Source organism: Streptomyces sp. ICN903, assembly GCF_022015835.1.
In the GTDB taxonomy this organism is placed as follows: Bacteria; Actinomycetota; Actinomycetes; order Streptomycetales; family Streptomycetaceae; genus Streptomyces; species Streptomyces fenghuangensis.
Genome location: NZ_JAKMAY010000079.1, coordinates 1 through 20,759, shown reverse-complemented (window position 1 = coordinate 20,759; position 20,759 = coordinate 1). Strand labels below are relative to the sequence as shown.

The 20,759-nt window shown below is 73.5% G+C and carries 14 protein-coding genes and 1 pseudogene; 13 read left to right on the top strand and 2 right to left on the bottom strand.

The annotated features are described in order from the left end of the window. From L7D48_RS10970 to L7D48_RS10910, 13 genes and pseudogenes are all read left to right on the top strand, one after another. A pseudogene (locus L7D48_RS10970) lies at nucleotides 1-1,658 on the top strand (hypothetical protein); the annotation flags it as partial. Nucleotides 1,659-1,677: 19 nt separating this feature from the next. Next, nucleotides 1,678-2,262, top strand: a complete 585-nt coding sequence (locus L7D48_RS10965) for a hypothetical protein (RefSeq protein ID WP_237878804.1) — start codon at nucleotides 1,678-1,680, stop codon at nucleotides 2,260-2,262. Continuing rightward, complete coding sequence (locus tag L7D48_RS10960) at nucleotides 2,259-2,942, top strand: hypothetical protein (RefSeq protein ID WP_237878801.1); 684 nt, start codon at nucleotides 2,259-2,261, stop codon at nucleotides 2,940-2,942. Before L7D48_RS10965 ends, L7D48_RS10960 begins: the two co-directional genes overlap by 4 nt. Before the next feature lie 6 nt (nucleotides 2,943-2,948). Then, complete coding sequence (locus L7D48_RS10955; RefSeq protein WP_237878800.1) at nucleotides 2,949-3,329, top strand: hypothetical protein; 381 nt, start codon at nucleotides 2,949-2,951, stop codon at nucleotides 3,327-3,329. Beyond that, a complete protein-coding gene (locus L7D48_RS10950; RefSeq protein WP_237878798.1) occupies nucleotides 3,319-4,458 on the top strand; it encodes a hypothetical protein in 1,140 nt (379 codons plus the stop codon). The genes L7D48_RS10955 and L7D48_RS10950 overlap by 11 nt, the downstream gene beginning before the upstream one ends. Before the next feature lie 40 nt (nucleotides 4,459-4,498). Continuing rightward, on the top strand, nucleotides 4,499-5,044 hold the full coding sequence (locus L7D48_RS10945) for a phage baseplate assembly protein V (RefSeq protein ID WP_237878795.1): 546 nt from the start codon (nucleotides 4,499-4,501) through the stop codon (nucleotides 5,042-5,044). A 36-nt stretch (nucleotides 5,045-5,080) separates the two neighbouring features. Next, on the top strand, nucleotides 5,081-5,404 hold the full coding sequence (locus L7D48_RS10940) for a hypothetical protein (protein ID WP_237878794.1): 324 nt from the start codon (nucleotides 5,081-5,083) through the stop codon (nucleotides 5,402-5,404). Next, nucleotides 5,401-5,784 (top strand): GPW/gp25 family protein, encoded by a 384-nt coding sequence (locus tag L7D48_RS10935; protein ID WP_237878792.1) that lies wholly within the window; start codon nucleotides 5,401-5,403, stop codon nucleotides 5,782-5,784. The genes L7D48_RS10940 and L7D48_RS10935 overlap by 4 nt, the downstream gene beginning before the upstream one ends. Next, entirely contained in the window at nucleotides 5,781-9,101 is a 3,321-nt protein-coding gene (locus tag L7D48_RS10930) for a putative baseplate assembly protein (RefSeq protein ID WP_237878790.1), read from the top strand. The genes L7D48_RS10935 and L7D48_RS10930 overlap by 4 nt, the downstream gene beginning before the upstream one ends. Further along, the gene (locus L7D48_RS10925) at nucleotides 9,098-12,976 is read left to right on the top strand and encodes a putative baseplate assembly protein (RefSeq protein WP_237878789.1); all 3,879 of its coding nucleotides are present in this window, start codon (nucleotides 9,098-9,100) and stop codon (nucleotides 12,974-12,976) included. Before L7D48_RS10930 ends, L7D48_RS10925 begins: the two co-directional genes overlap by 4 nt. Nucleotides 12,977-13,046: 70 nt before the next feature. Continuing rightward, a complete protein-coding gene (locus L7D48_RS10920; RefSeq protein ID WP_237878788.1) occupies nucleotides 13,047-15,239 on the top strand; it encodes a hypothetical protein in 2,193 nt (730 codons plus the stop codon). A 75-nt stretch (nucleotides 15,240-15,314) separates the two neighbouring features. Further along, entirely contained in the window at nucleotides 15,315-16,949 is a 1,635-nt protein-coding gene (locus L7D48_RS10915) for a DUF6519 domain-containing protein (protein ID WP_237878787.1), read from the top strand. Nucleotides 16,950-16,952: 3 nt separating this feature from the next. Next, nucleotides 16,953-17,834: a peptidoglycan-binding protein gene (locus L7D48_RS10910; RefSeq protein ID WP_237878786.1), complete on the top strand. Its 882-nt coding sequence runs from the start codon at nucleotides 16,953-16,955 to the stop codon at nucleotides 17,832-17,834. A 95-nt stretch (nucleotides 17,835-17,929) separates the two neighbouring features. Here L7D48_RS10910 and L7D48_RS10905 read toward each other — a convergent pair whose 3' ends face one another. Together L7D48_RS10905 and L7D48_RS10900 are read right to left on the bottom strand one after the other, a co-directional pair. Next, the gene (locus tag L7D48_RS10905; RefSeq protein ID WP_237878785.1) at nucleotides 17,930-18,823 is read right to left on the bottom strand and encodes a virginiamycin B lyase; all 894 of its coding nucleotides are present in this window, start codon (nucleotides 18,821-18,823) and stop codon (nucleotides 17,930-17,932) included. 63 nt (nucleotides 18,824-18,886) lie between these two features. Continuing rightward, on the bottom strand, nucleotides 18,887-20,596 hold the full coding sequence (locus L7D48_RS10900) for an ABC-F family ATP-binding cassette domain-containing protein (RefSeq protein ID WP_237878784.1): 1,710 nt from the start codon (nucleotides 20,594-20,596) through the stop codon (nucleotides 18,887-18,889). Nucleotides 20,597-20,759 lie beyond the last annotated feature (163 nt).

Sequence of the window (20,759 nt, the reverse complement as noted above, 5' to 3'; positions counted from 1 at the left end):
CCCGCCGTCCGGACGACCGTTCGCGTGCGGACCGGCCCGACAGCCGCACCCAGGACACCGGCCGGGACCGGCCCCCGGCCCCCGCGCGCCGCGAGACGGAGGGTACGAAGCCCACTCCGCGCCCGCGCCGCACCTCACCGGAGGCACGTGCCGAAAACCGTGCGCGGCAGACGGTCAGGGCCGCCCAGAACCGCATCCGCCGGGCGAGGCAGGCCCTCGACCGCAAGGACCGCGACGGCCGCCTCGACCGCTCCCTGGACAACAACGCCCGCCGTATGCGCGACGCCTACCGCCGCCGCCGCGACCTCCTGCTCGAACAGCGCCGTCGCCGCCAGGAACAGAAGCGCCGACTCCGCGACCAGCGTCGGAAGAAAGAGAATTCGCCGGAGGCGAAGGACGACCGTCTTCGGAGAATCGTCGCCCGCATCAGGCCGCGTCTGGACAGTGTTCTGAGTGGCGGGGTGGAAGGCGCTGTGCTACAGGCCCTCCTCGGTGGAATGCGCCGCTGGTATCGGCTCACGGCGCTCGATCGCCGGCCAGACGGCGCTACAAGCACGATCACCGCAGCACTCAACCCGGAAAAAGATGTTCGCGACCGACTGGAAAAAGCGGAAGAGAAAGCCAAGAGGCTCCGTCCGAAGCTGTCCGAGCTCATACAGGAAAAGGGTGAACTCCTCTTCAGCCATGGAGAGTTGCCTGAGAGGACCGCGCAGCTCAACAGGGAGCAGGAGGAATATCAGCAGCGCTGGTCGGAGATGAACAACTCAACGGAGAAGAGAAAACATCCGCGCCGGGCGCAGGAGAGCCTCGTCGAGGCGTCGGCAATTCGTGGTGGCGGCCGCAGTGCGGGACATGATTTCATCTCCGTCGCGTCCGAACCTGATTTGAGTCAACAGTTCCTGGTGACGGAACAGCAGAAACTGAACAAGCATGGCAGGTCGTCCCCCGGCGGGGTGAAGGTTCTGAGCGGGCTGGGTAGCACTGATTATGTGAGACCCGCTGCCAGGCCTGGAAAGCGCCCTCCGGGGCCCGCCGCCGAGGATAAACTGAACGATATTCAGGAAAAGCTTGTGTTGATGTTGAGTGACAGTTCGCTCAGTGCTCAACGGCGTGAGGTGGTTGCCCGTAGGATAATGAAGGAAGCGTTCTTTGATCTGGTTCAGCGGAGGGTGCCGGGCGGTGATTTCTTCCTTAAGAACCCGGCGGAAGCCGCCACCATGGCGGCGATAGCGCGCCTTATGATCGATGTTGAAAGTTCTCGTTACCCTGCTGCGGCCCTGTACAACCTGCTTGCGTGGGACCTGGCTGACTTTCCGGGGTCCACCTGGCGCGATGTCGTGGAAGGGACCAACGTAATGTCGACCAAAAAGGCCGTTCCGGCTTCTGGTTACCTGCTGAACCCCGAGCAGGTGGAGGTTGATTATGTGAACCTCCGGACTGGAGGGATCAAGAAGGATGGAAAGGAGATATCCAAAGCGATTCCAGTAATGCTGGGGAACATGGATAGGCTGCTGACGAGAGCGTTCGCCAGAGATGTGGCCGGGTCTTTCTACCTGAAAGACGAGGACCTTCTCAAGGAGTTCCCGGACTGGCTCATGAGGAATGCTGTCAAAATGACCGCCCCTGGTGGGGTGTGGGTTCCCCCGCTTAATGGATGAGTAAAGGAAGTGGACAGTGGTGAAAAATTCACACATTCGCCTCGTGCCGAAGGAATCTGTGAGCCGTGCGCAAGTCTTGAGGATGGCCGAACGAGCTTGCTGGGAGCACTACAGAACCAAGGATGCCCCGGGCGGGCCGCCATTCGAGATCATCTGGGTAAACTCCGAGCAGGACGCCGTTGTGCACTGGATCGAGGACGCCCTATCTCAGGTTGACTACTTTCTGGTAGACGGTCCTGGGAAATCTTCCCTGGTGAAGCTCATTCGGTCCGAACTGGATATTCATGACAAAGATTCCATGGTGGAGCTTGCCTATGAAGCAAGGGGTACTCCGAGGGCGATGAGAATGCTCCGTTTGCTGGGGGTGTTCTGTTCGGAAGGCTTTGACCCGGATATCTTCTCGATCTTTGACCAGGCGCTTCGAGATCCGGAGCCAATCGTACGCCGTGAGGCTCTGATGTCAGCGGCCAACGCTGGTTGGGGAGAATTCCTTCCTCTCATGGACGAGATCCGAGAGAGCGATCCTGACAAGGCGGTTCGCGAGGATGCCGGAGCAATCTCAGATGCCTTGCGCAGGCGACTGGAAGCCGGGAGGCACTCGTGACCCGCTACGCGGACATTCCCAGGCCCATCCGCTCCGGGATCGTGATCGTCGATCCCGAGCGGGGGACACCGCAGCGCATCATCGTGCTGCAGTTCAATCCCGACACCCTGGAGCGCGGCATCAGTCCGCAGGCCGCGGGCGGGAGCGGTGACGCCGGGGGCGGGGGGAGCGGAGGGGACCGGAACGAGGCGCTGCGGCTGAAGGGGCCGGCGCAGGAGACGTGGAAGTTCACCGCCGAGATCGACGCCACCGACCAGCTGGAGCTGGCGGCGCCCGACGGGATCCATCCGCAGCTCGCGACGCTGGAGATGCTCGTACAGCCGACCACCGCCCAGCTGAGGGAGGCCACGCGGCTGTCGAAGAAGGGCGCCATCGAGATCAGCCCGATCGAGATGCCGCTGACCCTGTTCACCTGGGGCAGCAAGCGGGTCATGCCCGTGCGGCTGACGGAGCTGTCGGTCAACGAGTCCGCCTTCGACGTGAACCTCAACCCGATACGGGCGAGCCTGAGCATCGGGATGAAGGTGCTGACGGTGAGCGACCTGCCCGCCGGGCACCGCGGCGCCGAGCTGTACCTGGCCCATCTGGCGCAGAAGGAGCGGCTGGCCGGCACCGCGCGGGCGGGGACCTTGGGGGCGCTCGGGCTGACCGGGGCCGACATCGGAACGGGGAGGGTGTGAGAGGCCATGGCCGATGAGAACGGGGCCCACGGCAGCCCGCCGGACGGGATCCCGGGCTCGCATCCGTATCCGAGGACGAGCCGGTACCACGACGCCGAGATCGCCGTGCACCGCATGCCCGACGGCACCGAAGTCCGTTACGCCAGGCGGCGGCTGCTGCCCCCGCTCCCGGCGGAGGGGGACGAGGACACCGTCGTCCACACCGTCGGCGGCGGCGAGCGACCCGACCAGCTCGCCCAGCGCTACTTCGGCGACCCCTCCCAGTGGTGGCGGATCGCCGACGCCAACCCCGTCCTCGACCCGCGCGAGCTGACCGCCGAGCCGGGACAGGAGATCGACGTGCCGCTGCCCGGCGGCTTCCCGGGAGGAGGCGCGCATGGCCGATGAGCGTGTCGGCGGCGGACCGATCCACCTGACCCTGAGCATGGGCCCCCACCTCGCCCGGCCCGTTCCCCAGGCGGTGAGCGAGGCGCTGCTGTCCGCGCAGATCACCAGCACCGCGGGCGAACGCTCCGGCTTCCAGCTGGCGTTCGACCTCACCAAGAAGGGCGCGATCATCTCGAACCTGCTGCCCGAGGGGTTCTTCGACCCGCGCACCCGCGTCATCGTCACCACGACCGTCAAGGGGACACGGACCGTCCTCCTCGACGGCCTGATCGTGCGGCAGGAGGTCGGGGCGAGCAACCAGCCCGGCCGGACGACCCTGACCGTCACCGGCGAGGACCTGAGCATCCTGATGGACCTGGAGGAGAGGGTGGACCGCTACCCGAATCTCTCCCCGGCCCGCCGGGTGGAGCGCATCCTGGCCCGGTACGCCGACTACGGCGTCCACCCGGACGTCCACCCCGAGCAGATCGTCCAGCAGCCCCGCGCCGAGCACCGCGTGGACTACCAGACCGGCACGGACCTGGCCTACGTCAACGAACTGGCCCGCGCCAACGGCTACGTCTTCTACCTGGAGCCCGGCCCGCGGCCCGGCCGCTCCACCGCCTACTGGGGCCCGCAGCGCCGCGTCGGCCTGCCGCAGCACGCGCTCAACGTCAACATGGACGTCCACTCCACCGTCGACCAGCTCACCTTCGCCTACGACGGCGCCGCCCGCGAGGAGCCGCAGGCCCACTGGCAGGACCCGCGCACCCGTGAGTCCACCCTGATCCCCCAGCCCGACATCGGCCCGCTGCGGCCGCCGCTGGGCAGGCGCGCGAGCCCGGTCCTCAAGCGCCGCCGGCTGTCCGGAACCGCCAAGAAGGACCAGGCGCAGGCCAGGGCCGAGGCGCTGGCGCGGGCCGCGACGTCCGCCGACGCGATCTCCGGCTCCGGGCAGCTCGACGTCAACCGCCACGGCTACGTACTGCGCCCGCGCGAACTCGTCGGCGTGCGCGGGGCGGGTGTGACGTACGACGGCGAGTACTACGTCACCTCCGTCACGCACAACCTCACGCCCGGCTCGTACCGGCAGAACTTCACGCTCTCGCGCGAGGGCCTGATCGCACGCGGGGACACCGTCCGCCCGTAGGGGCCACCGAGACCACACAGACCGACCAGGAGCAGTCCGCATGGCGCCAGCACCGAACAACCGCTTCCTCGGCAAGTTCAGAGGCCGGGTGGCGGACAACGACGACCCGCTGGGGATCGGCCGGATCACCGCCCACGTCCCGGACGTGCTCGGCGGCGAGGCCTCCACCTGGGCCATGCCCTGTCTCCCCTTCACGGGGGAGCGGTCCGGCCAGTACGCGGTCCCGGGGCGGGGGGCGGGCGTCTGGATCGAGTTCGAGCAGGGCGACCCGAGCTATCCGATCTGGACGGGCTGCTGGTACGGCGAGGCGAGCGAGTTGCCGGAGGACGCCCGGGCCGCGGCGAGTACGGGCGCCGAGCCTGTCGTCATCCAGACCCGGGGCGGGCACAAGGTCGTGATCTCCGACGACCCGGAGACCGGGATCCTGCTCCAGGCGCCGGGCCCCGGCGGAGGCGGACCGGGCCCGTACATCCGCGTCACCCGGGGCGGGATCCATATCGACAACGGACAGGGGGCCTCGGTCTCGGTGGCCGGGGACCGGGTCGACGTCAACCAGGGCCGGCTGATCGTGCCCATCAAACGCTGAACGGGACGGGGGAGAAGAGTCTTGCCGGGAGAAGTCATGCACACGGGAACCGCGGTCGGCTGCCCGCACGGCGGCCGGGCGAGCGCCGCGGGCGCCGACGCGCACGGGGTGCTGGTCGACGGCCTGCCGGCCGCCACCGGCGCGCTCGTCCACACCGTCACCGGCTGCCGCCACACCGTCGACGGGGTGCCGGTGCCGTGCACCACCGTCCGCTGGACGCCGGCGGAGGGCGGGGTGACGGTGGACGGCTCGCCGCTGCTGGTGGAGGGCACACCGGGCATGTGCTTCACCGCACGGCTCGTGCCGCAGGGGCAGCCGCTCGCCGCACCGGCGGCGTACGAGGGGGTGGCCTGCGGATGAGGGCCGGGGCGGCACGCCGGGACATCGCCTTCCCCTTCCGCGTCGACCGGCGCGGCCGGACCGCGCACGCGGCGCACGAGGAGCATGTGCGCGACCTGATCGAGCAATTGCTGTTCACCAGCCCCGGCGAGCGCGTGATGCGCCCCGACTTCGGCTGCGGGCTGCTGGATCTGGTGTTCACGCCCAACAGCCCGGAGCTGGCCTCCGCGCTGGAGCTGTCGGTGCAGGCCTCGCTCCAGCGCTGGCTGGGCGAACTGATCGCCGTGGAGGACCTGGACGTGATCGGCGAGGAGAACACCGTCCGTGTCCGTCTGCGCTACACGGTGCGCGCCACGGGCGACAGGCGCGACGAGGTCTTCGAGGGGAGGGCCGCGGCATGAGCGGCGGTGGGGAAACGACTGTCCCGCACCGGGGAGGCAGGCGCGGCAGAGTACGCGCGGCGCGGCTGAACGGCGTGGACGCGGTGGAGGTCGGCGACGACGGGCTCACCCTCACCGTCACCTTCCTGGGCAAGGCGCCGCACGGCCTGTGCCCGGAGAACGTCCGCATCGAACCGGGCCGCGGGGGCACGGACATCCGGGCCGTCGCCGTGGAGGTCGAGCGCGAGGAGGATCCCGAGCTCGACGACCGGCTGTACGTCACCGTGGACCGGACGGGGGGTTTCGGCCGCCACCGGCTGGCGATCGTCGGGACCGACCCCTACGGCCGCCCCGGCACCGAGCCGTTCCCCGGCTTCGACCAGCGCTACCACGCGGCCGAGTTCTCGTTCCGGCCCGACTGCCCCTCACCCCTCGACTGCCGGGAGCCGCAGGAGGCGGAAGAGACGGCGAAGGTGCCCGGGACCTTCCGGCCCGCCCCCGTGATCGACTACACCGCCCGCGACTACGACACCCTGCGCCGGCTCGTCATGGACCGCCTGGCCCTGACGGCGCCCGACTGGACCGAACGCAACCCCGCCGACCTGGGCACCACCCTGGTCGAGCTGCTGGCGTACACCGCCGACCAGATCGGCCACCACCAGGACGCGGTCGCCACCGAGGCGTACCTGGACACCGCCCGCCGCCGCGTCTCGGTGCGCCGCCATGTGCGGCTGGTCGACTACCCGATGCACGACGGCTGCAGCGCCCGCGCGCTGGTCACCGTCGAGGTGGCCCGGCCGCTGACGCTGCTTGCCGGGACGTACCGCTTCGCCGCCGTGGACGTGCGCAGCCTCGGCCCGCGCGACCGGCCGCGCACCGGCACGGTCGTCGACGACCGAGATCTGGCGGTGCTCCGGGAGCGCGGCTCGGTCGAGGTCTTCGAACCGGTCACCGACGCGCCGCTGCGGCTGCGGCCCGAGCACAACACCATCCGCCTGTGGACCTGGGACGGCGAGCAGTGCGCACTGCCCGAGGGCGCCACCCGCGCCACCCTGCGCGACGAGTGGGCCGGCGAGCGGGCCGGTGGACAGGCCGGCGAGGGGAGCGACGAGACCGCCGGCAAGGGCCGCCGGGAGCGGCGGCTGGACCTGCGCCCCGGCGATCTGCTGGTACTGGAGGAGGTCAAGGGGCCGCGCTCGGGAACCCCCGGTGACGCCGACCCCACCCGCCGGCAGGCGGTACGGCTGACCTCCGTCACCCCGGCCGTCGACCGGCTGTGCGACCAGCCGGTACTGGAGGTCACCTGGGCCCGCGAGGACGCGCTCGCCTTCCCGCTGCACCTGACCACGCTCGGCGGCCGGGACTGCGAGCCGGTGGAGGACGTCTCCGTCGCGCGCGGCAACGTGGTCCTCGTCGACCACGGCCGCTCGCTCACCTTCTGCGGACACCTCCCCGAGCGACTGCGCGTACCGCCGGTGCCCGCCGTCGTCCCGTCCTGCGAGCCGTCCTTCGGCTGCCGGACGGGCACGGAGGCGGCGGAGGGCAACTGGCCCGGCAGGCTGATCCTGGACCGGCTCCGACAGACCGGCTGCGGAAGGCCGCTGACACCGGCGCACATCCGCCAACTGTCCGAGGTCGTCGGCGCGGAGGCGGTACGGCGGGCCGGGCTCGGTGTGGAGAGGGCGGGACGGAAGGGGGAGAAGGCGGTGCCCGGTACCGCCTACGAGCAGGAGGCCGCACTGGAGGCGCTGCTCGCCCAGTCCGTCTACCCCGGCATCGTCCCGCGCTTCCGCCCCCGCCTGCACCGTTTCCCCGTCGCCCAGACCGCGCCGTTCCCCGACCCCCGCCATGTCTCGGCCGGCCAGGCCGAACGGCTGGCCGCCATCCCCGGACGGGCACGGCAGCGGCTGGTGGAGCTGTGGCGCAGCGCCCGCGACCGCGACGGGCTGGACGAGGGGGAGATCGCCGAACTGGCCGTGCTGTTCGGGCCGGAGACACTGGAGCGGCTGGAGCCGCGCCGCCGCCCGGTGCCCGCCCTGCGCGAGCTGCTCCACCGCGCCGAACGGCTGCTGGCGGCGAAGCTGCGCCGGCTGGAGGTGCTGACGGCACGGGCCCGGGCCGGACGTGTCCTGGACGGGCGCACGGCCTGGGAGATCGCCCACGACTGGGGCCCGGCGTACGCGGCCGGACTCCACCCGGACGAGCCCGAGCTGCACGGACCCGCGTCCGCGCTGGCCCCTGATCCGCGCGCGGCGCTCCCGGCCGTACGGCTGACCGGTGGCACCGGAAGCGGGAGCGGGGACGGCGGGGACGGAGAGGGAGCCGTGTGGGAGCCGCGCCGCGACCTCCTCGGCAGCGGCCCCCGCGACCGCCACTTCACCGGTGAACTGGAGGACGACGGACGGCTCGCGCTGCGCTTCGGTGACGGGCTGCACGGCGCCCGGCCCGAATCCGGCACCACCTTGGAGGTCCACTACCGGCTGGGCGGTGGTACGGCCGGCAACGTCGGCGCCGAGGCCATCAACCACCTGGTGCTGTGCCGGGAGGCCGGGAAAACCGGAGAGGCCGGGGAGGACGGGGAGGGCGGGGACGCGGGCGAGCCGATGCCCGTGGCCGGGGTGCGCAACCCGCTGCCGGCCGCCGGCGGCACCGGGCCTGAGCCCGTCGACCAGGTGCGCCGGCTCGCGCCGACGGCCCCCGGGCGGGTGCGGCTGCGCGCCGTGACCGCGCGGGACTACGCCGAACTGGCCTCCGCCCTGCCCGGCGTGCGGCGTGCGGCGGCCGAGATCCGCTGGACGGGAAGTGTGCGGGAGGCGCACGTCGCGGTCGACGCCGACGGCACCGGACAGGCGCCCGCGGAACTCCTCGAAGCGGTGGCGCAGTCGCTGGAGGCCTACCGCCTCATCGGCCACGACCTGGTGGTCGGGCCCGCGCGGCCGGTGCCGCTCGACATCGAGGTGGAGGTGTGCGTGACGCCCGGCCACCAGACGGGCCGGATCCTGGCCGATCTGCGCCGGGTGCTGGGCAACCGACGGCTGCCCGGAGGCCGGCTCGGCCTTTTCCACCCGGACGCGCTCGGTTTCGGCGAGCCGGTGCGGCTCAGCCGCCTGGTGGCCGTCGCCGCGGCCGTCCAGGGTGTGGAGAGCGTACGCGTCACCCGGCTGCGGCGGCTGTTCGCGGACGCCTCCACCGACGTCCCGGTACCGGATGGCGGCGTGCTCCCGGTACCGGATGACGGTGTGCTGCGGCCGGCCCCGCTGGAGGTCGCCCGATGCGACAACGACCCGGAGCGGCCGGAGAACGGCCGCCTCGCCCTGAGGCTGGGAGGTACGCGATGACCGGCGACCACAGCGGCGGCCGCTCCTGCGGCCGCTTCCACGGCCGCGCGCCCGACGGCGGGCGCCACGACGAGCGCCGCGCGCCGCGGGCCCCTCACAACCCGCCGGGACGCACCGCGCTCGACCACCGGGTGGGCGAGTACAGCTCCTTCCTGGCGGCGATGCTCGACCGGCTGGCCTCGCCCGCCTACCCGGCCCTGCGCCGGCTGACCGTCCGCACCCCCGACGACCCGGCGATCGCGCTGCTGGACGCCTGGGCGGTCCTGGGCGACCTGCTGACCTTCCACTCCGAGCGGATCGCCGACGAGGGCTATCTGCGCACCGCCGACGACCACCGCTCGCTGGTACGGCTGGGCCGGCTGGTCGGCTACCGGCCGCGCCCCGGGATCGCCGCCGACACCCATCTGGCGTACACGGTGGACCGCGACCCGCGCAGCCGCGAGGACGTCCCCGTGCTGATCCCGCGCGGTTCGCGCAGCCACAGCGTGCCCGCCTCCTCCCGGGAGGAGGCGCAGACGTTCGAGACGACCGAGGACCTGACGGCCCGCTGGTCGTGGAACGACCTGAGGGTGCGGCGGCGCCGCCCGGCCCCGCTGACCCACGAGGATCTGAGGGAGCGGTCGGAGCTGTACGTCGCGGGCACGGCCAACGGCCTGTCGGTGGGCGACCGCCTGCTGTTCGTCTTCGGCGGCGACGGCCCCGAAGCCCCCGGAGGACCTGGGGATTCCGCGGGCTCCGGGCGGCGGCTGCTGCTGCCGGTGACGCGGATCCGTATCGACCGGGACGACGACAGCACGGCCCTCGGCCTGCCCGTGTCGCCGCCCCCGACCCTGGCCGAGCTGGTCGGCGAGCTGCAGCGGTGGATCACACCGGCCGCCGACAGCCCCAATCCGCGGCCGGTGGGCAGCCTGCTCGTCGAGGAGTTCGACGAGCAGGTGCTCGGCCGGCTGCGGGCCGACCTCGACCTGCTGGACACCCCCGCGGCGTTCACCCGCCGCCTGGAGGAACCCGTGGACCGGCTGGAGGAGGCGCGGGCGCTGGCCGGGCCCCACCGGGAGAGCGCCGCCTGGTTCGAGCGGCTGGCCGCCGTGCTCGTCGACCTCCGGGAGAGGGCGGCGGAGCTGGGGCCGCTGCGGCCGGACGGCTCCGAAGGCAGGTCCGCGGCAGGGGGTACCGGAGGCGGCGGGGAGCCGGGCGGCGCGGCCGCCCGCGCGCTCGGCGAGCTGCTGCCCGCGCTGCGCTCCCGGGACGCGGGCAGGGGGAGGTCCGCGCACCGCCCGCCCGCCGCCGGCGCCGCACCGGCGGACCCGGCACGGCTTTTCGGACCGGAGTCCGACCTGGGCGCACGGCTGGCTGTGGCGCTGGACCCGTCGCTGTCCGGCGAGCTCCACCGGGCCTGGCGCCGTTCGGTGCCGGCCGCGCCCCCGGACCCCGAGGCCCTCACCGATCTGCTGGCGATGCGGGTGACGGCCGCGCCCTTCGGCTCGACGGCGCCCCTCAAGCCGGTGCAGGACGAGCGCGGCCGGGTGATCCGGCAGTCCGACTGGCCGCTGACGGGCAACACGCTGACCACCGCGCGGGTCGTGTTCGACGCGACCGGGAAGGTGCCGGTCAGGGCCGAGTTCGTGCACGCGGAGACGACCGCGTCGGTGCAGCGCGCCGAGAACCTCCCCGCCGACGTCCGCTTCGCCCTCGGCCCCGGCGAGGTCTTGCTGTCCACCCGCACCGGGCAGGACAACGACCCGAGCCGGCTGCGGCGGCGCCCGGTCGACTCCCGGGAACCGGGAGTCACGGCCGAACTGAGCGGCGGACTGCCGGAGCTGACGCTGTTCGTCTCCCGGCCGGGGGCGGACGCCCGGGTGCAGGTCGCCATAAGGAACGGCGAGCCGCCGCTGCAGTGGCACCTGGCCCCGGACAGGCCGGAGCGGGCCACGTACGGCGGCCACGAGCTGACCGTCGTCTACCGGACCGGAGGAGGGCCGGCGGCCGTGGAGATCGGCATCGCCACCGTCCCCGAGGCCGCCCACCGCGACGTCCTGGCCCTGGACACCGTGCACGAGGGGATCACCGCGGGCAGCTGGGTCGCGATCGAACGCCCCCGCAAGGGCGCCCCGGACGGCGTTCCCGGCGACAGCGGGCTCTCGCTGGTCACCACCCGCGTGACGGCCGTGCGCACCGGCTCCTACGCCCGGTACGGAATCACCGGGCGGGGCACCGAGCTGACCCTCGCCGACCCGTGGCTGGACGAGCACGACGTGCTGCTGTCCCACATCCGGGACGCCACCGTGCACGCGGCGGGCGAGCCGCTGCGGCCCGCCGACGAGCCACTGGGCGACGACGTGGGCGGCAACGAGCTCGAACTGGCCGAGCTGTACGACGGGTTGAGGCCCGGCCGGACGCTGATCCTCTCCGGCGAGCGCACCGACATTCCGGGCACCACCGGGGTGCGCGGCACCGAACTCGCGGTGATCGCCGCCGTCGAGCAGCGGGTCGATCCGGAACTGCCCGGCGACCACGTCCACACCGTGCTCACCCTCGCCGCCGATCTCGCCCACCGCTACCGGCGCGAGACGCTGGTGATCCACGGCAACGTGGTGCCCGCGACACACGGCGAGACCCGCGACGAGGCCATCGGCAGCGGCGACGCGAGCCGGGCGGGCCAGACGTTCACCCTCTGGAACGCGCCGCTGACCTGGCTGCCCGCGGACAACGCTCCCCCAGTCCCCGGCCAGGGGTACCCCCATGGTCTCCGGCCGGCCCTGGAGGTACGCGTCGACGGACTGCTGTGGCACCCCGTCGACAGCCTCGCCGGACGCGGGCCGCAGGAGCGGGTGTACGTCGTCGGCACCGGTGCCGACGGCCGCACCACCGTCACGTTCGGCGACGGCGTGAACGGCGCGCGGCTGCCCACCGGGCACGAGAACGTACGAGCCCGCTACCGCTTCGGCACCGGCGGCGCCGCCAACGTCGCGGCCGGCCGCATCACCCAGGCCGTCTCCCGGCCGCTGGGCGTCACCGCCGTCACCAACCCGCTGCCCGCGACCGGCGGCGCGCGGGCCGACGGACCGGAGGCGACCAGACGAGGCATCCCGCTCGCCGTCTCCGCGCTCGACCGGCTGGTCTCCGTCCAGGACTACGAGGACTTCACCCGCTGCCGGGCCGGCATCGGACGGGCCGACGCGCGGGAGGTGTTCGACGGGCGGCGGCAGGTGCTGCACGTGACGGTCGCAGGCGTGGACGACGCGCCGATCGGCGCGGACGCCGGCGCCCTGCGCGCCCTGCGCGCCGCCCTCGCCGCCCACGGCGACTCCCGGCTGCCGGTGCGTGTGGACGTGCGCGAGCCGGTGCTGCTGCTCCTGGCCGCCCGGGTGGCGGTCGGACCCGACCACTCCTGGGCCCTCGTCGAGCCCCGGCTGCGGCAGGCGCTGCTGGACACGATGGGCTTCGAGGGGCGGGAGCTGGGGCAGCCCGCCCGGCTGTCGGAGGTCCTGGCGACGGCCCACTCGGTGCCCGGCGTGGAGCATGTGGACGTGGACGTCTTCTCGGGCGTGCCCGCGTCCGCCCTGCCCGGCGGCCCGCTCCCGTCCGGCGGCGGGCGTACCGGACCGCAGGAGGTCGTACCGGCCCGCCCCGCCCGGTACGACGAGCGCGTCCACACCGTCACCGCCGAGGACGGCGAGACGCTCGGCGACATCGCCGCCCGCCACGGCGTCACGCTCACCGAACTGCTGCGGCTCAACCCCGACATCACCGACACCCGGCCGCTTCCCAGGGGCCGCTCGGTGTACGTCTTCCGCGGTGTCCGCCCGGCCCAGCTCGCGATGTTCTCGCCCGCGGCGGCGGACACGCTGATCCTCACGGAGGCCCCCCGATGAGCCCGGCGGCTCCCGCGGTCCGCACAGCCCCGACCCCCACGATCCCGACGGACGACGGAAGGACACGGCCATGAGCAGGGAGCCGGACGGGCTCGCGGAACTGCTGCCGCAGTGGCACAGGCTGCGGGACGGCGGACGCGGAGCGCGGGGGGCGGGGGAGGAACCCCTGCGCGCCCTGCTCGCCGTGATCGCCGAGCAGGTCGACCTCGTACGCACCGGGGTGGAGCAGGCTTACGACGACTGGTTCGTGGAGACCGCCGCCGACTGGGTACTGCCCTACCTCGGCGACCTGGTCGGCTACCGGCCGCTGCCCGGCTACGAGCGGGTCCTGGCCACCGGCCTGCGGGACGGCAGCCCGGACGACGTCTCGCGGCAGCGGCTGGCCCGCGCGCTCGCGCCGCGCCGGGACGTGGCGTCCACGGTCGCCAACCGGCGCCGCAAGGGCACCCCCCACCTGCTGGAGGAACTGGCGCGGTCGGCGGCGGACTGGCCCGCGCGAGTGGTGGAGTTCTCCAGGCTGACCGCCCACCACCAGCCGGTCGGGCTCCACGGCACGGGAACCGCGGCGGCCGACCGGGTGCGGCTCGCGCGCGGCCGCCTGGCCGACCTGCGCGACGGGGCGGCGCTGGACCTGGCGGGCGGCCCCTTCGCCACCACGGCGCGCTCGGCCGACGTACGGCGTGCCGGCTCGCGCCGCACGACCGGCGGGCACACCCCGGCCGGAGTCGGTCTGTACGTGTGGCGGCTCAAGCCGTACCCGGTCACGAACGCCCCCGCCTACTGCGTCGACCGGGCCCGCAGCCTCTACACCTTCTCCATCCTCGGCAACGACACCCCGCTGGTGACCCGGCCCGAACCGGAACCGTCGGCCACCCACGTCGCCGCGATCGACAACGTCCCCGCGTACATCCGCCGCCGGCAGCTGAGCGACCGGCTCGCGGACTACTACGGGCCGGGCAAGTCCTTCGTGATCCGGCGGGACGGGGACGGGGAGCCGGTACCGCCGTCGGACATCACCGTCGCCGACCTCACGGACTGGCGCTACCGCCCGCGCCGCGGCCGGGTCGCGGTCGACCCGGTGCTCGGCCGGATCGCCTTCGGCCCCCGCTCCGCGCCGCGCCGGGGCGTCTGGGTCGACTACCACCACGCCTTCCCCGACGACACCGGCGGCGGCGAGTACGCCCGCCCCGGCCGCACCACCCCCGGCGCCGCCGCGGTCTACCGGGTCGGCCCCGGCTGTGCCCACCAGCGCATCATGGACGCCTACGCACGGTGGCGCGAGGACCGGAGGGCCGGGCGCTGCGGCCCCGAGGGCGTCATCGAGATCACCCACAGCGGCGCCTACCAGGAGCAGCTCGACTTCGACCTCGGTCCCGGCGACCGGCTCCAACTGCGCGCCGCCGAGGGTGCCCGGCCGGTGATCCGCCTGCTGGACTGGTACAGCAACCGGCCGGACGCGCTCAACATCCGCGCGGACGAGGGGTGCGCCCCGGGCCGGGACGCACCGCGCGTCACCCTGGACGGACTGCTGGTCAGCGGGCGCGGCCTGAACGTCACCGGTCCGGTCGGCACGGTCGTCATCCGGCACTGCACCCTGGTGCCGGGCTGGTCGCTGGAACCGGAGTGCGAACCGCGGTCGCCGAACGAGCCGAGCCTGGTCCTGGAGCGCACCACCGCGTGCGTGCGGATCGAGCGCAGCATCCTGGGCACCGTCCAGGTGGTCGGCGACGAGGTGGGTGCCGACCCGCTGGAGATCCACGTCCGCGACAGCGTCCTGGACGCCACCGGCCACGACCGCGAGGCGCTGTCCGCGCCCGACTGCCGCCACGCGCACGCCGTCCTGCACGCGCACCGCACCACCGTCATCGGCGAGGTGTACACGCACGCCGTCGCCATCGGCGAGAACAGCGTGTTCACCGGACGGATGCACGTGGCCCGGCGCGGGACCGGCTGCCTGCGCCACTCGTACGTGCCGCCGGGCTCGCGCACCCCGCGCCGGTACCGCTGCGTGCCCGGACACCCGGCGGAGCGGGGGGAGGCGGAACGGACGCGCCCGCTGTTCGCGAGCGAACGCTACGGGACGCCCGCGTACGCGCAACTGGCCGACGACTGCCCCCCGGAGATCCTCCGGGGGGCGGAGGACGGCGCCTCCATGGGCGCCTTCCACGACCTGTACCTGCCGCAGCGCGAGGACAACCTGCGCGCCCGGCTCGCCGAGTACACGCCCGCCGGCACCGACGCGGGGGTCCTGTTCGTGACCTGAACCACCGGCCGGCCAGGAGCCCGGATCCGCAGACCTCGCAGACGTACGGAAAACCTTTCGAGGGGGACCCCTTCCATGCACGCTGATCTCTCCCGCATCACCTTCCGGCCGGAGCGGCACTACTCGGCGGTGCTCGCCCAGCAGGGCCGTGTCCAGCTCGACGCGGACGCCAACGAGCAGACGGCGATCCAGCTGCACCGGGCCCGCACCATCGCCGCCGACCTGATCGGACGGCACGGCGGGCCGGCCGGCGCCACCGGCTTCGCCATCGGACTCGACAGCCGCGGCCACGAGCTGGACGACCTGACCATCGGGGGCGGCCGCTACTACGTCGACGGCATCCTGTGCGACGCCTCCCGTCCCGCCCCCGGCGATGCCGTCGAGGACGACGGCGACGGTGACGAGGGACGGCCCGACGGCGAGGACGGCGGCCGCGGCGGCGGCCGGGGCAGAGCGGAAGACCGGGCCGGGGGCAGGACTGGAGACACGGGCGGGGCACCCGCCCACTGGACCTACTGGGACCAGCCCGACGGCCACCGCGACCCCGAGCGGCCCGGCGACCGGCTGCCCACCGCCTTCCCCTACCTGGCCTATCTGAAGGTGTGGGAGCGGACGGTGACCGCGGCCGAGGACCCGGTACTGCGCGAGGTGGCGCTCGGCCCGTCGGTGGCGGACACCGCCGCCCGCGTCAAGGTGGTCTGGCAGGTGCTGGCACTGCCCGCCTCCGAACTGGAGGTGGAGGAAGGCGAAACCGACAAGGACGCCCTGCGCACCGCCTTCCACCGGTGGGCCGACGAGCGCTCCGCGCCGAAGTCGCGCATGGCGGCGCGCAGCCGGCGCCCGGAGCGGGCCGACGAGGACCCCTGCCTGCTGCGGCCCGACGCCCGCTACCGGGGCCCGGAGAACCAGCTCTACCGGGTGGAGGTCCACGAGGGCGGAACGGCGGACGAGGCGACCTTCAAGTGGTCCAGGGAGAACGGCTCCGTGGTCCTGCCCGTCGACGGCCTCGACGGCACCTGGGCGGAGCTGGCCACGATCGGGGAGGACGGCAGGCTCGACCTGAACACCGGGGACTGGGTGGAGTTCGCCGACACCGCCTACACCAGCCGCGGCGAGCCGCTGCCGCTGCTGCGGGTGGAGGAGGTGGACCTGCCCGGGCGGCGCGTGAGGCTGTCGGGGGAACCGGGCGGCGGCGTGGGCCGGCGCCCCGAGCTGCACCCGTACCTGCGCCGCTGGGACCACCGTGAGGCGCCGGGGCGCGGCGGACACGGCACGCGCGGCCGGCCGAGGGGCGGGGCGGTCCGGGTCGAGGAGGGCCGCTGGCTGCCGCTGGAGGACGGCGTCGAGGTGTACTTCGAACCGGGCGGCGCCTACCGGCCCGGAGACCACTGGCTGATCCCGGCCCGTACCGCCACGGGGGCGGTGGAGTGGCCGGTGAACGCGGCCCGCAAGCCCCTGCTGTGCGCGCCGGCGGGCATCCGGGTGCACCACGCGCCGCTGGCCTGGGTGATGGGCGAGTACGGCGTCTCCGACCTGAGGCTGTCCTTCGGCCCCCTGGCCGGGCCCGTTCCCTCGGCGACCGAGGAGGAACTGGCGGCCGAGGCCCGGGCGGAGGCCGAGGAGGAGTTTGGGGCGCGGGCGCCGGCCGCCCGGGAGGAGCCGGGGAGCGAGACGGACACGGCACCGGGCACATCCGAGAGGAGCGAGTGACGCATGGCCACACCCCTGAGCGCCTCCAAGCTGGTCAAGGCACTGCGGGACGAGGGCCTGGAGGTCCGCGAGTACCGCGGCTGGCGCACCCACAGCCGCAACCACAAAGGGCCCTGGGGCCCGGTGAACGGGGTGATGATCCACCACACCGTCACCAGGGGCACCGGCCACACCGTCGAGCTGTGCTACGAGGGGCACTCGACGCTTCCGGGCCCGCTGTGCCACGGAGTCATCGACAAGGAGGGCGTGGTGCACCTGGTCGGCAACGGCCGCGCCAACCACGCCGGGCTGGGCGACGGCGACGTGCTCAGAGCCGTCATCGCCGAGCGGGACCTCCCCGGCGACAACGAGGCCGACACCGACGGCAACCGCCACTTCTACGGCTTCGAGTGCGTCAATCTCGGCGACGGGAAGGATCCCTGGCCCGAGGCGCAGAAACTGGCGATCGAGAAGGCCGCGGCCGCCGTCTGCCGCGCGCACGGCTGGAGCGAGAAGTCCGTGATCGGCCACCGGGAGTGGCAGCCGGGCAAGGTGGACCCGCGCGGTTTCTCGATGGGCACCATGCGGGGCCGCATCGCCAGGCGCCTGGGCAGGAAGGCGGACGGCCCCGCCGAGCCGGCGCCCAGGCCGCCCGCACGGTACGAGCCGTACCCGGGCGCGGACTTCTTCCGGATCGGCCGCAGGAGCGCGATCGTCACGGCGATGGGCAAGCGGCTCGTGGCCGAGGGCTGCGGGCGCTACAAGGTGGGACCCGGCCCCCGGTGGACGGAGGCCGACCGGCAGTCCTACGCCGCCTGGCAGCGCAAGCTGGGCTTCACCGGCAAGGACGCCGACGGCATTCCCGGTCCCACCAGCTGGAAGAAGCTGCGCGTCCCCAACGTCTGACGACGCGCCACGCGCCCTCGCCGCCGGAGGTGCGCGCATGTGCCGGGCCGCTTCCGCGACCGGCCCGGCACACCGGAACACACCCCCGTGCGCGGCTACACCTCCAACCGGACGATCTCCCCGATCTCCAGGGCCACATACAGGGCCCCGTCGGGCCCGAAGGTGAGACCGTGCGGTTCCGAGGAGTCCCCCGGCAGGTCGTACTCCTCGACGCGGCCGCCCGCGTCGAGGGAACCGATCCGGCCCGTCCCCCACTCGGTGAACCAGCACAGGCCGTCGGGCCCGGCGGTGATCGCGTGAGGGCGGCAGTCGGGGTCGGGCAGGGAGAACTCGTCGATGCGGCCGCCGGTGGTGATGCGGCCGATCCGCCCGGTGCCGATCTCGGTGAACCACAGCGCGCCGTCGGGGCCGCGCGTGATGCCGACCGGCGCGGCCTTCGGGGTGGGAAGCGGATGGACCGCCACCTTCCCGTCGAGGCCGATCCGGCCGATCGCGTCAGCCTGGTTGAGGGTGAACCACAGAGCGCGGTCGGGCCCGTCGGCGATGGCGGAGGGGAAGGCGCCGGCGACCGGCAGGGGGAACTCCGTCATCCGGCCGTCGGTGGTGATGCGGCCGATCCGGCCGGTGCGCGTCTGGGTGAACCACAGTGCGTCGTCGGGGCCGCACACGATGCCGAACGGACCGCTGTCCGGAGTCGGTACGGGGTAGGAGGCCGTCTGCCCGGACACGGCGATCCGCCCGATCCGGTGGTCCCGCAGACGGGTGAACCACAGTGCCCCGTCGGGACCCGGAGTGATCACCGATGGCCCGCAGGCGGTGGAGTCGAGCCGGTGGACATCGAGCCGGCCGCCCGGTTCGAGGCGGGCGATCCCTCCGGAGTGGACCAGGGTGCACCACAGGGCTCCGTCGGGTCCGGTCGTCAGGGCGTAGGGGCCCGCACCCGGCCCGGGTACGGGTATGCGGTCGATGGAGCGGGCGGGGCGTGGCATGAGGCGTCTCCTCCTGGTCGTGGCGTGGGCGGCCTGTGCGGCGGGTTCGGTCCGTGTCGGGGATCAGTTCACGGCGGCGGGTGTACGGGCCGCACGCAGTTCGAGGTGCCGGCCCCGCCACCGCCGCCGCAGCAGACGGTCGTGGCTGACGACGACGAGCGCGCCGTCGAAGCCCGCCAGAGCGGCCTCCAACTCCTCGACGAGGGCGGGGGAGAGGTGGTTGGTCGGCTCGTCCAGCAGCAGTACGTCGGCCGGTTCGGTGACCAGCCGGGCCAGGGCGAGGCGCTGCCGCTGGCCCGTGGACAGGTTCACCACCGGGACGGGGAGCCGGTCGGGCGTGAACAGGCCGAGGCAGAGCAGCCGTTCGGCGTGCTCGTCGGCCGTTCCCGGCCGGCCGCGGGCGAACGCGTCCAGCAGGGTCTCGCCCGGCCGGCCGGGCGCCGGCTCCTGGGGGAGGTGGCCGATCCGGCCGTGACGGGTCACTCGCCCGGTGTCCGGCGGCAGTTCGCCGGCCAGGACGCGCAGCAGGGTGGACTTGCCCGCCCCGTTCGGCCCCGTGATCAGCAGCCGCTCGCCCGGTGCGAGGCTCAGGGCGGTGCGGCCGAGCCGGCCGGTGACGGCGACGCCGTCGGCGTCGAGCACGGCATCCCGCGGGGCGTTCCGGGCAGGGAACTCCCGGGCAGGGAACTCCCGGGCAAGGAGCTCCCGGGCCGGGAGCTCCGGGGACGGGGGCTCTCCCCGGGAGCGGCCGGTACGCGGCGCGGCGGTGAACCGCAGCGGCTCGGGCGGGGGCGGCACCGGGGCGGCCAGCAGGCGGCGCAGCCGCTCCTCCGCGTTGCGCACCCGGCCGGCGACGGACTGCTGCACGCGGCCCGCCGCCCGGTCGTAGGCCATCTTGTTGCCGTCTCTCATGGCCCGGCCGGGAGCCACCCGGCGGGCGGTGGTGGCGGCGGTCTCGCGGAGCCGGTCGACGTCGGCCCGCCACCGGGCGTGTGCCTGGGCCCAGCGCTGCCGGGCGGCCGCCTTCTCGGCGAGATAGCCGGAGTAGCCGTCACCGTGGCGGACCACCGCGCGGCGGTCGGCGTCCACCTCCAGCAGGGTGGTGGTGACGTGTTCGAGGAAGAGCCGGTCGTGGGAGACCGCCACGGTCGTGCCGCGCCGGGCGCGCAGATGGTCCTCCAGCCAGGCCAGGGCGTCGTCGTCGAGGTGGTTGGTCGGCTCGTCCAGCAGCAGTACCTCGGGTGCCGCGGTGAGGACGGCGGCCAGCCGCAGTCTGGCCTGCTCGCCGCCGGAGAGGCCGCCCACCGGACGGTCGCGGCGCAGCCGCCCCAGGCCCAGACCGTGCAGGGCGCGCTCCAACCGGGCGTCGGCGTCGTAGCCGCCGCGCAGTTCGTAGACGGTCAGCAGCTCCCCGTACTCGGTCAGAGGCGACTCGTCGCCGCCGGCCATCGCGGCCTCCAGACGGCGCAGCCGCTCCTCGATCGAGCGCAGTTCGCCCAGGGCGCGGTCGAGGACGTCCTGGACGGTCAGGCGCGCCGGCAGCTGTTCGTCCTGGACGAGGTGGCCGACGCCGCCCTCGGCATGGAGGACGACCTCTCCCCGGTCGGGGCGCTCCCGGCCGGCCAGCAGGCGCAGCAGGGTGGTCTTGCCGGAGCCGTTCTCGCCGACGATCCCGGTGCGCTCACCCGCGGCGAGCGAGCAGGTGACCGAGTCGAGGACGATCCGCCCGCCGTAGGACTTGGTGACGGCTCGGACGGTGATCTGTGTGGGCATGCGGACACTCCGAAGCATTCGGGAACGGTGCGGCCGGCAGGGGCCGCGGGGCCGGGGGAACGCTTCGGAAGAGCATCGACGACTCCTTAACACGACAACAGTTGCGTTATCATGGTGTCATGGCACCGTCCGAGGAGGCAATCGGAATATCCGGCCCCGACCC

What these genes read in the sequence shown, in the direction of transcription:
- L7D48_RS10955 (WP_237878800.1), top strand. Translation starts at nt 2,949, where the DNA reads ATGGCCGATGAGAACGGGGCCCACGGCAGCCCGCCGGACGGGATCCCG.
- L7D48_RS10950 (WP_237878798.1), top strand. Translation starts at nt 3,319, where the DNA reads ATGGCCGATGAGCGTGTCGGCGGCGGACCGATCCACCTGACCCTGAGC.
- L7D48_RS10945 (WP_237878795.1), top strand. Translation starts at nt 4,499, where the DNA reads ATGGCGCCAGCACCGAACAACCGCTTCCTCGGCAAGTTCAGAGGCCGG.
- L7D48_RS10940 (WP_237878794.1), top strand. Translation starts at nt 5,081, where the DNA reads ATGCACACGGGAACCGCGGTCGGCTGCCCGCACGGCGGCCGGGCGAGC.
- L7D48_RS10935 (WP_237878792.1), top strand. Translation starts at nt 5,401, where the DNA reads ATGAGGGCCGGGGCGGCACGCCGGGACATCGCCTTCCCCTTCCGCGTC.
- L7D48_RS10930 (WP_237878790.1), top strand. Translation starts at nt 5,781, where the DNA reads ATGAGCGGCGGTGGGGAAACGACTGTCCCGCACCGGGGAGGCAGGCGC.
- L7D48_RS10925 (WP_237878789.1), top strand. Translation starts at nt 9,098, where the DNA reads ATGACCGGCGACCACAGCGGCGGCCGCTCCTGCGGCCGCTTCCACGGC.
- L7D48_RS10920 (WP_237878788.1), top strand. Translation starts at nt 13,047, where the DNA reads ATGAGCAGGGAGCCGGACGGGCTCGCGGAACTGCTGCCGCAGTGGCAC.
- L7D48_RS10915 (WP_237878787.1), top strand. Translation starts at nt 15,315, where the DNA reads ATGCACGCTGATCTCTCCCGCATCACCTTCCGGCCGGAGCGGCACTAC.
- L7D48_RS10910 (WP_237878786.1), top strand. Translation starts at nt 16,953, where the DNA reads ATGGCCACACCCCTGAGCGCCTCCAAGCTGGTCAAGGCACTGCGGGAC.
- L7D48_RS10905 (WP_237878785.1), bottom strand. Translation starts at nt 18,823, where the DNA reads ATGCCACGCCCCGCCCGCTCCATCGACCGCATACCCGTACCCGGGCCG.
- L7D48_RS10900 (WP_237878784.1), bottom strand. Translation starts at nt 20,596, where the DNA reads ATGCCCACACAGATCACCGTCCGAGCCGTCACCAAGTCCTACGGCGGG.